General features: G+C 66.8%; 13 protein-coding genes and 1 tRNA gene. 4 read left to right on the top strand and 10 right to left on the bottom strand.

Going from position 1 to position 14243, the window contains the following annotated elements:
• Positions 1–8: 8 nt before the first annotated feature.
• From clpX to KX816_14585, 4 genes are all read right to left on the bottom strand, one after another.
• Positions 9–1259, bottom strand: coding sequence for an ATP-dependent Clp protease ATP-binding subunit ClpX (clpX, locus tag KX816_14570; protein ID QXQ05455.1), 1251 nt, complete (start codon positions 1257–1259; stop codon positions 9–11).
• A 134-nt stretch (positions 1260–1393) separates the two neighbouring features.
• Complete coding sequence (clpP, locus tag KX816_14575) at positions 1394–2038, bottom strand: ATP-dependent Clp endopeptidase proteolytic subunit ClpP (GenBank protein ID QXQ05456.1); 645 nt, start codon at positions 2036–2038, stop codon at positions 1394–1396.
• Between the two features lie 50 nt (positions 2039–2088).
• Positions 2089–3441 (bottom strand): hypothetical protein, encoded by a 1353-nt coding sequence (locus KX816_14580; protein ID QXQ05457.1) that lies wholly within the window; start codon positions 3439–3441, stop codon positions 2089–2091.
• 14 nt (positions 3442–3455) lie between these two features.
• A complete protein-coding gene (locus tag KX816_14585; GenBank protein ID QXQ05458.1) occupies positions 3456–4454 on the bottom strand; it encodes a glycosyltransferase family 2 protein in 999 nt (332 codons plus the stop codon).
• A 141-nt stretch (positions 4455–4595) separates the two neighbouring features.
• Here KX816_14585 and KX816_14590 point away from each other — a divergent pair, with 141 nt between their 5' ends.
• A complete protein-coding gene (locus tag KX816_14590; protein ID QXQ05459.1) occupies positions 4596–5279 on the top strand; it encodes a class I SAM-dependent methyltransferase in 684 nt (227 codons plus the stop codon).
• Positions 5276–6190: a hypothetical protein gene (locus tag KX816_14595; protein QXQ05460.1), complete on the top strand. Its 915-nt coding sequence runs from the start codon at positions 5276–5278 to the stop codon at positions 6188–6190. Before KX816_14590 ends, KX816_14595 begins: the two co-directional genes overlap by 4 nt.
• Positions 6191–6317: 127 nt before the next feature.
• Here KX816_14595 and tig read toward each other — a convergent pair whose 3' ends face one another.
• The 6 genes from tig to KX816_14625 all read right to left on the bottom strand — a co-directional run bounded on the left by tig (position 6318) and on the right by KX816_14625 (position 11429).
• Positions 6318–7940: a trigger factor gene (tig, locus tag KX816_14600; GenBank protein ID QXQ05461.1), complete on the bottom strand. Its 1623-nt coding sequence runs from the start codon at positions 7938–7940 to the stop codon at positions 6318–6320.
• 32 nt (positions 7941–7972) lie between these two features.
• A tRNA-Leu gene (locus KX816_14605) sits at positions 7973–8057 on the bottom strand.
• Between the two features lie 60 nt (positions 8058–8117).
• Positions 8118–8216: a DUF2474 domain-containing protein gene (locus KX816_14610; GenBank protein ID QXQ05462.1), complete on the bottom strand. Its 99-nt coding sequence runs from the start codon at positions 8214–8216 to the stop codon at positions 8118–8120.
• Position 8217: 1 nt separating this feature from the next.
• On the bottom strand, positions 8218–9219 hold the full coding sequence (gene cydB, locus KX816_14615) for a cytochrome d ubiquinol oxidase subunit II (GenBank protein ID QXQ08597.1): 1002 nt from the start codon (positions 9217–9219) through the stop codon (positions 8218–8220).
• 10 nt (positions 9220–9229) lie between these two features.
• Positions 9230–10663 (bottom strand): cytochrome ubiquinol oxidase subunit I, encoded by a 1434-nt coding sequence (locus tag KX816_14620; protein QXQ05463.1) that lies wholly within the window; start codon positions 10661–10663, stop codon positions 9230–9232.
• 73 nt (positions 10664–10736) lie between these two features.
• Positions 10737–11429: an EAL domain-containing protein gene (locus tag KX816_14625; GenBank protein QXQ05464.1), complete on the bottom strand. Its 693-nt coding sequence runs from the start codon at positions 11427–11429 to the stop codon at positions 10737–10739.
• A 236-nt stretch (positions 11430–11665) separates the two neighbouring features.
• Between KX816_14625 and KX816_14630 the strand changes: the two genes are divergently transcribed.
• Complete coding sequence (locus tag KX816_14630; GenBank protein QXQ05465.1) at positions 11666–13333, top strand: formate--tetrahydrofolate ligase; 1668 nt, start codon at positions 11666–11668, stop codon at positions 13331–13333.
• A 5-nt stretch (positions 13334–13338) separates the two neighbouring features.
• The gene (locus tag KX816_14635) at positions 13339–14133 is read left to right on the top strand and encodes a transporter (protein QXQ05466.1); all 795 of its coding nucleotides are present in this window, start codon (positions 13339–13341) and stop codon (positions 14131–14133) included.
• Positions 14134–14243 lie beyond the last annotated feature (110 nt).

Raw genomic sequence — 14243 nt, forward strand, 5'->3', positions numbered from 1 at the left:
TGACGGCGTTAGGCCGCCTTTTCCTTCACCGCGACGCGGACCGGCTCCTTGATGCCGAAGACCACGTCCTGGTCGACGATGACTTCCTCGACGTTCTCGAGGCCGGGCAGGTCGAACATCGTGTCGAGCAGGATCGACTCCATGATCGAGCGGAGGCCACGGGCGCCGGTCTTGCGCTCGATGGCGCGCTTGGCGATCGCCGACAGCGCATCGGGCTCGAAGCTGAGCTTGACGCCCTCCATCTCGAACAGCCGCGCATACTGCTTAGACAGCGCGTTCTTCGGCTCGGTCAGGATCTTGATCAGCGCCGGCTCGTCGAGGTCTTCCAGCGTCGCGATGACCGGGAGACGTCCGATGAACTCCGGGATCAGGCCGAACTTGAGCAGGTCCTCGGGCTCGCACTGGCGCAACATCGCGCCGGTCCGGCGCTCGTCGGGTGCGGCGACGTGCGCGCCGAAGCCGATCGACTTGCCCTGCAGGCGGTCACCGATGATCTTCTCGAGGCCGTTGAAGGCACCGCCGCAGATGAACAGGATGTTCGTCGTGTCGACCTGCAGGAACTCCTGCTGCGGATGCTTGCGGCCACCCTGGGGAGGCACGCTGGCGGTCGTGCCCTCCATGATCTTGAGCAGCGCCTGCTGGACGCCCTCGCCGCTGACGTCGCGGGTGATCGAGGGATTCTCCGCCTTGCGGCTGATCTTGTCGATCTCGTCGATGTAGACGATGCCGCGCTGCGCCCGCTCGACGTTGTAGTCGGAAGCCTGGAGCAGCTTCAGGATGATGTTCTCGACATCCTCGCCGACGTAGCCGGCCTCGGTGAGGGTCGTCGCATCGGCCATCGTGAACGGCACGTCGAGCAGGCGCGCCATGGTCTGCGCCAGCAGCGTCTTGCCGCAGCCGGTCGGGCCGACGAGCAGGATGTTCGACTTTGCCAGCTCGACCTCGGCGCCCTTGGCCCCGTGGTTCAGCCGCTTGTAGTGGTTGTGCACCGCCACCGACAGGACGCGCTTGGCATGCTGCTGGCCGATGACATAGTCATCGAGGTGCTTGCAGATCTCGCGCGGGGTTGGGACGCCGTCCTTGGTCTTCACCAGGGCGGTCTTGGTCTCCTCGCGGATGATGTCGTTGCACAGCTCGACACACTCGTCGCAGATGAACACCGTCGGACCGGCGATCAGCTTGCGCACCTCGTGCTGGCTCTTCCCGCAGAACGAGCAGTAGAGCGTGTTCTTCGAGTCCCCGCCACTCAACTTGGTCATGGACGTCCTCTCCGGCCGGATCGCACTCTAACGGCCTTTCAGCTTGCGCGGCAAGCGTGGGCCTGCCGACGTGACATTAACGTGAATAGCGGCGCTATGGGTTAACGCGCACCAAGAAAGATGCTTGCGCGTCGTCAGGCAGCCCGCAGCGTCGCCTCGGCGTCGGTCGGCATCGGGCGCTTGTCCTCGATCGTATCGATCAGGCCGAACGCCTTTGCCTCCTCTGCCGACATGAACTTGTCGCGGTCCATGGCACGCTCGATGGTGTCGAGGTCCTGGCCCGTGTGCTTGGCATAAAGCTCGTTAAGTGCATGGCGGACACGAAGAATTTCCCGCGCCTGGATCTCGATGTCGGCGGCCATGCCCTGCGAACCACCGCTCGGCTGGTGGATCATGATGCGGGCGTTGCGGAGCGCGACGCGCATCCCCGGCTCACCGGCAGCGAGCAGGAAACTGCCCATCGACGACGCCTGGCCGACGCACACCGTGCCGACCTTGGGGCGGATGTATTGCATCGTGTCGTAGATCGCCATGCCGGCCGTGATCACACCGCCCGGCGAGTTGATGTACATGAAGATATCCTTCTTCGGATTCTCCGACTCGAGGAACAGCAACTGGGCGACGATCAGCGAGGCCATGCCGTCCTCGACCTGGCCAGTCACGAAAATGATGCGCTCGCGGAGCAGCCGCGAGAAGATGTCGAACGACCGCTCACCGCGGTTGGACTGCTCGATAACCATGGGAACGAGCATGGCGGTGGGATCGGTGGCAAAAGGCATTAAGGGCTCCGCTGGCTGTTCCGGTAACATCGGCGCGAACGGCCCGCGCTTCAAGCCCCCGCCGCCACGACCGCCGCCGGCACCGTCCGCCGCGCCCGCCACCACGTCCACAACCGCCAAGCACCGTCGCACGCCATTAAGAACAGCAGCGTCGAAACCATGTAGCGGTAGCGCAGCAGCGGGTAGACGAGGATGTAGGGCACTGCGGGCAGCGTCACCGCCGCCAGCACATAGAGGTACAGCCAGCGCCGCCGCGCCAGCATCACCGCAAGCGTCAGCAGGCCGAAGATCGAGCCCGCCCAAATCAGCGCGACGCGGATGCCGGCACCCTGGGGAACACCACCGAAGCGGCTGAAGAACCACGCCGGCGGCAGGTAATAGTCGCGGATGTTCTCGCGCCGGATGCGGTTCACGGTATCGGGATGGTTCGCCATCCAGTCGCGCGCAGTGTTCTCCAGCCGGCGGTTGTACTCGACGTCGCCGAGCCGGATGTAGTCGGCGCGGGCCTGCGCATTGTGCTGCGGGCTGATCACGTAGAACCGCTTGTTGTAGGCGTCCTGGCGGCTCTGGGTCAGCTGCGCGTCATGGTAGACGAACGACAGCGACAGCCCCAGCGACGACCGCGTCAGGATCAGGTTGCGGACGTTGTGCTGGTTGTAAAGCGCCCACGGCAGCGTCACCGCGGTGACGACGATCGCAGCCGCGGCGACCGGGATCATCCAGCGCGTCCAGCGCACGCGGCGGATCAGCAGGATGCCGACCATGCCCGTCGCCGCCAGCCCGGAGGCCGGGTTGATAATCCCGATCGCGCCGACGCCAAGGCCGAAGCCGATCAGGCCGCGCGTCCCGATCGCACGTCCGCCGGCCTGCCACTCGCTGTCGGCCTTAAGCACCTGGAGCAGCATCAGCGCGATCAGGAGCGCGGAAATCCCGCCCTCCCAGCCGCGGAACTCGCGAACCTCCAGCGAGAACTGCAGCGGCAGCAGGGTCACGATCGCGAGCCCCGCCAGCCGCGCCGGCATGCCGGCCCCGAGCAGGGCAAAGGCGCGGAAGGCGACGAGGAAACTGAGCGACACCACCGCGATCGCCTGCAGCGACAGCACGACGGTCGCGAGGTGGGTAACACCGAACAGCCGGTAGGCGGCGGCCGAAATCAGCGGCGTCGTCGGTGCGAGGTGCGCCGTCGGGCCGGTGCCCGCACCGAAGGCGTCCGCATACTGCCCCTTCGTCGCGAGCGCGATCGCGATGTGGTGGCTCTCGCTGGTGTAGGGATGAAGGTCGTCGACGACCACCAGCCAGCCGATACGCAGGATCGCACCGATGACGAGCAGGATGATCGGCAGCGACGGCAGCATCAGCCAGCGGTGCAACCTGTCGGACAGCGCATCGGGACGGGTGGACAAGGCGAATCCTCGCGTCAGGGGACGGACATCAGGGTCTTGATGTCGACGGGATGCGGCCGCGCCGCGGTACCACGCTGGGCATCCTCGAGCAGCCGGACCTTCTCGAGGGTGATCTCGATGAGCTGGCGGTTATGGTTGATCAGGTCGGCGATCAGCCCGAGCAGCAGGGTCAGCAGGCCGACGATAAGCAGCGCGCCGCCGATGACGAGGCCCTGGATCTTCCCCTCGCCCTCGCCCATCGCGTAGTAGATCACGAAGCGCACGATGGGGATCAGTCCGGTGACCGCGGCGGCGAGACCGAGCACGCCGAACACGCGCAGCGGCTGGTACATCGAATACATCCGCAGTGTCGTCACCGCCTGCCGCGTGATGAACTGCCGGATGCCCTTGAACAGGCGCGATTCGCGGGTCTTGGCGTTGCTGCGGATCGGCACGCTGGCATAGGAAATGCGCTTGGTGCCGACCTGGATCAGCATCTCGATGGTATAGCTGAACTTCGACAGGATGTTCAGCTTGAACGCCGCCTCCCGCGAGATCGCGCGGAAGCCGCTGACCGCGTCGGGAACCACCACGCCCGACAGGCGGCGGACGACGCGGCTGCCAAAAGTCTGCAACCGCCGCTTGTTCCCGGAGAAGTGGGAGATCGACGAGGTCTCGCGGTCGCCAACGACGACATCGGCGCGGCCCGCCAGGATCGGCTCGATCAGCTTGGGAATGTCGCCGCCGAAGTATTGGTTGTCGCCGTCGGTGTTGACGATGATGTCGGCGCCGAGTGCAAGGGCGGTATCGAGTCCGGTGCGGAAGGTCAGGCCAAGGCCGACATTGTGCTTGCTGCGTACTATGTAGTCGACGCCGCAGTCGCGGGCGACTTCGACGGTGCGATCCGACGAACCGTCGTCGATGACAAGGATCTCGACGACATCGACGCCAGGGATCTTCCGGGGTATGTCGGCAACGGTTTGCGCGAGCGTGGCTTCCTCATTGAAACATGGAATTTGCACGATCAGTTTCATGAAAACCCCCAAGGCTTAATCCAGATTAGCTTTGTGCTGGCTGCATTGGCCCCCGAATAAACCCTTTACACTGTAAATGCGGGGATTGTTAAGGGATCGGAGACGCGAATGGCGGAACTTAAATCGGCATACGTGGGGGCGATGCGGAAAGCCCGGTCCGTTGCCGCGGGGATCGGGGTCGTGCCGTGGCTCGAATCGATGCCCGAGCGGCCGCTCGCGCGCTGGGCCCGCAGCCTGTTCGCGATCTACGACATCGATGACATGGTCCGACTCGACCTGCCGTGGTGGAATTTCGCGGCGATCAACCGAGTCGACAGTTTCCTCCGCTCCCGGCCCGGCGCGCGGGTCTTCGAATACGGCAGCGGCGCCAGCACCGTCTGGCTCGGCCGCCGCGCCGCCGACGTGTTCAGCGTCGAACACGACGCCGGCTGGGCCCCGGTGGTCCGCGAGCAACTCGCCGCAATGCCAGGCGTCAGGCAGCGCATAGACCACCGGCTGGTACCGCCCGACGAGCCGCGCATCGACGACCCGGCCTATGCCTCGACCAAGCCCGGCTGGCGCGAGCACTCGTTCCGCCGCTACGTCCACGCCATCGATGACGCCGACGGGCTGTTCGACGTCATCGTCATCGACGGACGGGCGCGCCCCGCCTGCCTCGACCACGCGGCCCCGCGCCTTGCCCGGGACGGCATCATCGTGTTCGACAACAGTCGGCGCGCCACCTATCAGGCAGCGATCGCCCGCTCGGGATTGCGCACCCAGGAATATGCCGGATTGACCGCCTGCCTGCCCTATCCCGACGCGACGACCCTGCTCCAGCGGTGAACCGCACGGTGTTGCGGCGGCTCGCCCGGATTGCCGGCCGCCTGATCACGGTCGCCGCCTTCGTCTTCATCGCGCTCGCCATCCGCCGCGAATGGGGGGCCGTCGCCGACCGCCACCTGCCCGTCCGGATCTGGCCCGCCATCGCCGGGATCGCGGTCATCTACGGCAGCGCGCTGATGTTCAATGCCGAGGTCTGGCACCGGCTGATCTCCGACTTCGCGCGGACGCGGCTGCCGCGACGCGTCACGCTGCCCAGCTACGCGCTGTCGCAGCTGGCGAAATACGTGCCGGGCAACGTCTTCCAGTATGTCGGGCGGCACGGCCTGATGTCCCGCGCCGGGGTCGCCAACGCGCCTTTGTTGCGGGCGATGACGTGGGACATCGGCTTCCTGCTGGTCGGTGCGTCGCTGACGGCGCTGCTGGCGTTCACGCTGTTCCCGATCGACATCGCGTTCCTGTCGGCCGCGCTGCTGCGCGACGCGGCGGTCGTTGCAGGCATCGTCGCGGTGGTCGCGGCGGGGGCGCTGTCGCTCAGCCCCTGGCTCGCCCGCCACGTCAGCGCGGCGCGCCCGCAGGTCACGACCGCCGTGATGGTGATTCCCTTGCTGCTCGGCTTCTTCACCGTGCAGGCGTCGGCGTTCACGTTGGTCGGGGCGCTGGTCACCGGGCAGCTCGTGCCGCAGCTGGCGACGGTCGCGGTAATCGCCTGGGTCGCGGGCTTCCTGCCGCTCGGCACCCCCGCCGGGCTCGGCACCCGCGAGGCGGTGATCCTGCTGCTCGCGGGGCCGCTGGTCGGACCGGCGGACGCGATCGTCGTCGCCGCACTGTTCCGGCTGACGACGACGCTCGGCGACTGCGTCTGCTACGCGATCGGGGTCGCGATCAACCGCCGGGAACTGCGCCCAGCCTGAACTCGAGCGACACTTGTCATCCCGGGCTCGACCCGGGACCCGGCTAGCACCGCGTCCAGTCCTCGTGGTTAGCTGGGTCCCGGGTCAAGCCCGGGATGACAGCTCCGCATGCGTCTCGCGCCGCCCCTTATTCGGCAGCAGGCTCGGCGGCCTTCTTGGCGCGCTTCGGCTTGGCGGCGACGGCGGCAACCGGCTCGTCGCTAAGCGTCGGGCCGTCGGTGAACACCTCCGACTCGTCCTTGACCGGCGCGTCCGGGTCGACAGCCTTCGCCTTCTTGGCGCGCGGTGCCTTGGCGGGCTTTGCGGCAGCAGCCGGAGCATGGTCATGGTCGCCATGATCGTGGCCGGCATGATCGTGCCCGCTGTGATCATGGCCGTGGTCATGATCGCAGTCGGGACCGTGGACGTGGCCGCCCGGGGTCTCGTCGTCGCTCTCGATTTCTGCGGTCAGCGTGTCGCGATCGACGGTGCGCTCGGTGATCTCGGCCTTGCCGATCAGATAATCGACGACCTTGTCCTCATACAGCGGCGCGCGCAGCTGGGCGGCCGCCATCGCGTTCTCCTGGAAGTACTTGATGACCTGGTCGCGCTCCTTGGGGTAGCGGCTGGCCTCCTGCGCGATCAGGCGGTTCATTTCGGACGGGCTGACGGTGACGCCGCCCTGCTGGCCGATCTCCGAAAGGAGGAGCCCGAGGCGGACGCGGCGCTCGGCGATGCGGCGATACTCCGGCTTCTCGCTCTCGAGGCCCTCGAGGGCCGCAGCCTGGTCCTCTTCGTGGCTCGCTTCATGCTCGAGCTGCTGCCAGATCTGCTCGAACTCGGCGTTGACCATCGACTCCGGCACCGCGAAGTCGTGCGCGGCGGCCAGCGTGTCGAGAAGCTTGCGCTTCATGTGCGTGCGGGTCAGCTGGCCAAGCTCGCTGGTCAGCTGGTCCTTGAGAATTTCCTTGAGCCCGTCGAGCGTGTCGAGGCCGAGCGCCTTGGCGAACTCGTCGTCGAGCACGGTTTCCTTCACGGTCTGGACCTCGTTGACGGTGACCGCGAACTCGGCGTCCTTACCCTTGAGGTAGGCGACGTTGTAATCGTCGGGGAAGGTCACCTTGACGGTACGCTCGTCATTGGCCTTCACGCCGACGAGCTGGTCCTCGAAGCCGGGGATGAGCTGGCCCGAGCCGAGCTCGACGCGCATGCCCTCGCCCTTGCCGCCGTCAAAGGCCACGCCGTCGACAGTGCCGAGGAAGTCGATCAGCACCGCGTCACCGACCACCGCAACGTGCGTGGCGGGGGCGGACTCGAAGCTCTTCTGCTGGTCCGAGAGACGCTTGAGTGCGGCATCAAGGTCGGCATCGGTCGGCTCGACGACGAGCTTCTCGAGCTTCAGCCCCTCGATGTTCGGGGTCTCGATCGTCGGCAGCACCTCGACCGCAACCTTGAAGTCGATGTCGGTACCCTCCGCGACGTTCTCGTCGAGGTCGACCTGCGGCTGCATCGCCGGGCGCAGCTTGTGCTCCGCCATCAGCTGCTGGACGCCCTCGTTGACAGCGGCCTGCAGCACTTCGCCGTGGAGCGCCGGGCCGTGCATCTTCTTGACGAGGTTGAGCGGCACCTTGCCGGGGCGGAAGCCGGGCATCCGCACCTGCTTGGCGACCTCGACGGCGCGTGCATCGATCTTCTCGGCCAGCGCGGCGGCCGGGATGTGCACGCTGTACTCGCGCTTCAGGCCCTCGTTCAGAGTCTCGGAAATACGCATCGGTGTTCTCGTTCTCTGGACAAAGGCGAAGTTGGTGCGGGCGAAGGGACTCGAACCCCCACGTCTTTCGACAACAGGACCTAAACCTGCCGCGTCTACCAGTTCCGCCACGCCCGCAGGGGTGAAGGTGAAGGGGGCGTCTATAACAAGCGGTGGCGGAAGGGCAAGGTCGGGCCGCTATACCAGCCACCACCGGATCAGTCCGCCGACCACCAGTACCGTCGCGACCCCCGCCGCCCAGAGCCCGACGAACCACGCCAGCCGCCGCGGCCACATCCTAGTGATACCCGTCGTGCCCGACCTTGCCGCGGAAAACCCAGTAGGCGTAGCCGGTGTAGGCGAGGATGATCGGCACCATGATGCCCGCGCCGACAAGCATGAAGACCTGGCTGCTGGCGGGCGCCGCAGCCTGCCAGATCGTCACCCGGCCGGGAATCAGGTACGGGAACATGCTGACGCCGAGCCCGATGAAGCTGAGCAGGAACAGCGCCAGCGCGAGCAGGAACGGCGCAAGTTCGGCGCGCTTGGCGAGGCTCCGGAAGAACAGCAGCGCCGCTGCCGCCGCGAGCACCGGGATCGGCGACAGCAGGTAGATGTTCGGTACCGCGAACCAGCGCTGGAAATAGATGCCCTCCGAAATCAACGGGGTGGCGAGGCTGACCGCGAGCACCGCGATCGAGGTGCCGACCCCGAGCCACTTGGCCAGCGCATAGCCGCGGTTCTGCAGTTCGCCCTCGGTGCGGAAGATCAGCCAGCACGCACCGAGCAGCGCATAGCCGATAATGACCGACAGGCCGGTCAGGATGCTGAACGGCGACAGCCACTCCCACCACAGCCCCGAATAGCTGCGCCCGGTCACCGAGATGCCCTGCAGGATGGCGCCGAGAGTAACGCCTTGCGCGAACGCCGCAACCATTGAGCCGCCGAAGAACGCGAAGTCCCAGACCGGCTGGCGAGTCGTGCGCCAGCGGAACTCGAACGACACGCCGCGCAACACCAGGCCGAGCAGCATCGCGATCAGCGGCGCATAGACCGCCGGCAGGATGATCGAATAGGCGAGCGGGAACGCGGCCATGAGCCCGCCGCCGCCGAGCACCAGCCAGGTCTCGTTGCCGTCCCAGACCGGCGCGACCGAGTTCATCGCGATGTCGCGCTGGCGGCCGGGCTCGAGCAGCGGAAACACGATGCCGATGCCGAGGTCGAAGCCGTCCATGACGACATAGGCGAACACCGCGAACGCCAGGATGCCGGCCCAGACGATCGTCAGGTCGAAGCTGATGCCCACGCCGCTATTCCGCCGGGTGCAGGATTGCGTCGGGATCGTGCCCGGCAGCGGGGGTGATGCCCGCGGTCCGGGTCGGGCCGCCGACCGGGATACCGGGCTCGCCGGGCTGCGGGGCATGGCCCATCAGCTTGACGATGAACCAAGTGCCGATGCCGAAGACCACGAAGTAGACCAGCACGAAAGCCGTCAGCGACGCCGCGACCGCAGGGGCGCCGACCGGCGACAGCGAATCGGCGGTGCGGAGCAGGCCGTAGACGGTGAACGGCTGCCGGCCGCTCTCGGTCGTCGCCCAGCCGCAGATCACCGCGACGAAGCCCGCCGGGCCCATGACAAGTGCTGCGCGGTGCAACCACGGCCAGTCGAACAGCTTACCGCGGAATCGCGCCAGCAGGCTGAACAGCCCGAGGCCGAGAATCGCGAAACCGATCGCGACCATGATCCTGAAGGTCCAGAACACGATGTGCACCGGCGGCCAGTTCTTTCGTGGAAAGGCGTCGAGGCCGAGCAGCGGCGCATTCGGATCATGCTTGAGGATCAGCGACCCGAGCTTCGGGATTTCGACCGCGTCACGCATCACCCCGGCCTTCTGGTCGGGAATGCCGAACAGCGTCAGCGGCGCGCCATTCGGGTAGGATTTGTAGTTGCCCTCCATCGCCGCGATCTTGGCGGGCTGATGCTGGAGGGTGTTGAGCCCATGCTCGTCGCCCGCGACGATCTGCAGCGGCGCGACCAGCGCGGCCATCCACATCGCCATCGAGAACATGACCTTGGCACCCTCGGTGCTGTGGCCCGGTTCACGGCGGCCCTTGAGCAGGTGCCACGCACCGACTCCGCCGACGACCAGCGCGGTGGTCAGGTACGCCCCGAGCACGGTGTGGACGAGGCGGTACGGCATCGACGGATTGAAGATCACGACCCACCAGTCGACCGGCACGAACTGGCCGGCGGCGTTGAAGGCGAAGCCCTGCGGGGTGTGCATCCAACTGTTGACGACGATGATCCAGAACGCCGAGATCGCGGTACCGAGCGCGACCATCAGCGTCGCGGTATAATGCAGCGCCTTGCCGACCCGGCCCATGCCGAACAGCATGACGCCCAGGAACCCAGCCTCCAGGAAGAAAGCGGTCAGCACCTCGTAGGCCATCAGCGGACCGACGACCGGCCCGGCCTTGTCGGAAAATTGCGCCCAGTTGGTACCGAACTGGTAGGACATCACGATGCCGGAGACGACGCCCATGGCAAACGCGATCGAGAAGATTTTCAGCCAATATTTGAACAGGTTGAGATAGACCTCGCGACCGGTCCACAGCCACAGCCCCTCGAGCACCGCGAGGAACGACGCGAGCCCGATCGAAAACGCCGGGAAGATGAAGTGGAACGAGATCGTGAAGGCGAACTGCGCGCGCGCCAGGTCGAGTGCGGTGATCCCTTCGAACATGGGCTCACCCCTATCATAACGTACAAAAAACGCACGAGCGGTCGTTGCCGCGGCAGGACGACCGCCGGTCGCCTCAGACGACGATGCTGACGGCCGGCAGCGCCTCGAACGCCGGCATGGCGAAATAATAGCCCTGGAGGTAGCGCACGCCGATCGCCCGCAAGGCCGCGACCTCGCCCTCGGTCTCGATGCCCTCGGCGATGACCGTCACGCCGAGCGCGTCACACATCCTGACGATCCCGTCGACGACGATGCGGCGCGACAGGCTCGCATCCAGCCCGCGGACGAGGCCCATGTCGAGCTTGACGATATCAGGCTGGAACCGCGCCAGCAGGTTCAGCCCGGCATAACCCGCCCCGAAGTCGTCGAGCGCGGTTCCAAACCCCATCTTCTGGTACGTTGCGATGATATCGACGACATGGTCGGGGTCCGTCATTTCCTCGTTCTCGGTGAACTCGAAGATCAGGCGGTCGGTTGGAAACCCGGTCGCAGCGGCGGTTCGCAAGGTCAGCTGGATGCAGGCAGCCGGCGAATAGACCGCATTCGGCAAGAAGTTGATCGACAGGCGCGCGCCGGATTCGATCAACCCGCACTGCGCCGCGGTCTCGATCGCCTTGACCCGACACCGCTGGTCGAAGGCATAGCGGTTCGCCTCCGAGACCTGCGCAAGCATGTGACCGGCACCCTCGTCCGCCGGTCCGCGCACCAGCGCCTCGTACGCGAACGGCACGCCCGTAACGATATCGACGATCGGCTGGAAAGCCATGTGGACCTGAAAGTCGAGCCCACGACCGTCTCGGCAACCGGCGCAGGGTATGGTGCGCGGCATCGTTACGGGGGTCAGTTTTTTCATGGCTCCCCAATGCCTTAAATCACTTAAGATCGCGACCTATCGGGAGAATGAGGTGCTGTGGCGGTTCTGCCACGGCACCAACCAAGCCCGCGAGCCGCCACGGACATGACCCTTGCGGCACCTGCCAAGTGACGTGCATCTACCGATTTATGTCGATCGATCTTGAAATCGCGCGAGCCGCGACCCTACTCCCGATCACCGAGATCGCCGAGCGTGCCGGCATTCCGGTCGATGCCCTCGAACCTTACGGCAAGCACATCGCCAAGCTATCGGCGCCGTTCGTGGAGGCGCTTGCCGCCCGCGCGGCCGGCAAGCTGATTCTCGTTACCGCGATCAGCCCGACCCCAGCGGGCGAAGGCAAGACAACCACCACCATCGGCCTCGGCGATGCCCTGAACCGGATCGGACGGCGGACCGTGATCGCGCTGCGGGAGCCGTCGCTCGGCCCGGTGTTCGGGCGCAAGGGCGGTGCGACCGGTGGCGGTCATGCCCAGGTCGTGCCGATGGAGCGCATCAACCTGCATTTCACCGGCGACTTCCACGCCATCGGTGCGGCCCACAACCTGCTGGCGGCGCTGGTCGACAACGCGCTTTACTGGGGCACTGCGGGCAGCCTCGACCCGCGGAAAGTGACGTGGCGGCGTGTCGTCGACATGAACGACCGGGCGCTGCGCCGGATCACCGTCGGACTTGGCGACGGCAAGAACGGCTTCGCCCGCGAGACCGGCTTCGACATTACCGTCGCCAGCGAGGTCATGGCGATCTTCTGCCTCGCTGCCAGCCCTGCCGAACTGGTCGAGCGCCTCGGGCGCATCGTCGTCGGGCGGACCGGCTCGGGCACCCAGGTGACTGCGAGCGATCTCGATGCGGCGGGAGCGATGGCGGCGCTGCTGGTCGATGCGATCCAGCCCAACCTCGTGCAGACGCTCGGTGGATCGCCGGCGCTGGTCCACGGCGGGCCGTTCGCCAACATCGCCCACGGCTGCAACTCGGTGATCGCGACCCGCTCGGCGTTGGCGCTCGGCGAGTTCTGCGTCACCGAGGCTGGCTTCGGCGCCGACCTCGGCGCGGAGAAGTTTCTCGACATCAAGTGCCGCTCCGCCGGGCTCAAGCCGGACTGTGCCGTCGTGGTGGCGACGGTCCGCGCCCTCAAGATGCACGGCGGCACCCCCAAGGACGGGCTCGCCGGCGAGGATGTCGCCGCCCTTGAACGCGGCTTCGGCAACCTCGCGCGCCACGTCGAGAACCTGCGCGACTTCGGACTGCCGGTGGTCGTCGCGGTCAACGCCTTCACCGGGGATACCGAGGCCGAGCAGTCAAGGCTGCTCGACCTGTGCTCGGGCATCGGCGTCGACGCGCATTTGTGCACCCACTGGGCCGATGGCGGCGAGGGTGCCGAGGGCCTCGCCCATGCCGTCGCCGCCGCCGCCGAGACACCGTCGGAGTTGAAGCTGCTCTATCCCGACGATCTGCCGCTCGCCGACAAGATCCGCACTGTCGCGCGCAACATCTACCGCGCCGGCGAGGTCGTCTTCGCGCCCGGTGTGGAGCGCGACCTCGCCCGCTTCAGCGGCGAGGGTGCGGGAAACTTTCCGGTCTGCATGGCCAAGACCCCGTATTCGTTCAGCGCCGACGAACGCCGGGTCGGTGCCCCGTCCGGATTCGCGCTGCCGGTCCAGGAGGTGAGGCTGTCGGCCGGTGCCGGCTTCGTCGTGGCATTGTGCGGAACGGTCAACACCATGCCGGGCCTGCCGCGCGTGCCGGCGGCGGCGCACATCGGCCTCGGACCCGACGGGCGCATCGAGGGGTTGTCATAAGCGGCATGAAACCACTGCTGCTCGGGATCGCCCTGCTGCTCGCCGCCCCCGCCGCGGCGGATGAACTGCGCGACCTGTGTCCTGACCGGCCCGGCCTCGATACGCCGCCGTGCATCGTCGACAAGGGCCATGTCCTCGTCGAGGCCGGTCTCGGCGCTTGGCAGCACGACCGCACCAACGACAGCGTCACCGACACCTTCACCACCGGCGACGTGCTGGTCCGCCTCGGCGTCACCGACCGTCTCGAGGGCTTCGTCGGTTGGACCGCCTACAACCACGAGCGCGTCCGCGACCGGGCCACCGGGCTCGTCACTCGCGATCACGGCAGCGGCGACGTGATCTTCGGAGTCAAGCAGTCGCTGCTCAACCCCGGCGGCGGCGACAAGGCCTCGGTCTCTGTCCAGGCTTTCGCCACCGCGCCGACCGGCAGCGATGCTTTCGGGGCCGGCGGCTGGACGGAGGGCATATTGCTGCCGGTCCAGCTACCGCTGCCCGCCGACTTTACACTGGCGCTGACTCCTGAGGTCGATCGCCTGCCCGACACGCTGCGCTACGGCCACCACGCAGAATGGACCGGCGTCGGCGGTATCAGCCACGCGCTCGGCAAGGTCACCGCCGGGGTCGAGCTGCTGGTCAGCCGCGACGATGACCCCGGTGCCCGCACCACTCAGGTCCTGACCGACCTGAACCTCGCCTACGCCGCCGGCAAGAACCTCCAGCTCGACGCCGAGGTCGATGCCGGTCTCAACCACGAGACCCCGGATATCCGGATCGCGTTCGGCGTGTCGCGGCGCTTCTAGGACGAAGCGAGAGGCGACGTGCCCCCGTCGTGCGGCGGCACCCTTGACCGCGCGCCGCCGAACCGCCAACCCTGTGCTGCAGGGACTGGCGCGGCAGGTGAAACACCCCG

The sequence above is a fragment of the Sphingosinicellaceae bacterium genome (assembly GCA_019285715.1).
In the GTDB taxonomy this organism is placed as follows: Bacteria; Pseudomonadota; Alphaproteobacteria; order Sphingomonadales; family Sphingomonadaceae; genus Glacieibacterium.

Bases quoted from the DNA above. Each gene is read 5' to 3' on its own strand.
- KX816_14610 (QXQ05462.1), bottom strand. From the start codon at position 8,216: ATGTGGCCGCGGCGGCTGGCGTGGTTCGTCGGGCTCTGGGCGGCGGGG.
- KX816_14625 (QXQ05464.1), bottom strand. From the start codon at position 11,429: ATGGCTTTCCAGCCGATCGTCGATATCGTTACGGGCGTGCCGTTCGCG.
- KX816_14620 (QXQ05463.1), bottom strand. From the start codon at position 10,663: ATGTTCGAAGGGATCACCGCACTCGACCTGGCGCGCGCGCAGTTCGCC.
- KX816_14635 (QXQ05466.1), top strand. From the start codon at position 13,339: ATGAAACCACTGCTGCTCGGGATCGCCCTGCTGCTCGCCGCCCCCGCC.
- KX816_14590 (QXQ05459.1), top strand. From the start codon at position 4,596: ATGCGGAAAGCCCGGTCCGTTGCCGCGGGGATCGGGGTCGTGCCGTGG.
- tig (QXQ05461.1), bottom strand. From the start codon at position 7,940: ATGCGTATTTCCGAGACTCTGAACGAGGGCCTGAAGCGCGAGTACAGC.
- KX816_14630 (QXQ05465.1), top strand. From the start codon at position 11,666: ATGTCGATCGATCTTGAAATCGCGCGAGCCGCGACCCTACTCCCGATC.
- clpX (QXQ05455.1), bottom strand. From the start codon at position 1,259: ATGACCAAGTTGAGTGGCGGGGACTCGAAGAACACGCTCTACTGCTCG.
- clpP (QXQ05456.1), bottom strand. From the start codon at position 2,038: ATGCCTTTTGCCACCGATCCCACCGCCATGCTCGTTCCCATGGTTATC.
- KX816_14585 (QXQ05458.1), bottom strand. From the start codon at position 4,454: ATGAAACTGATCGTGCAAATTCCATGTTTCAATGAGGAAGCCACGCTC.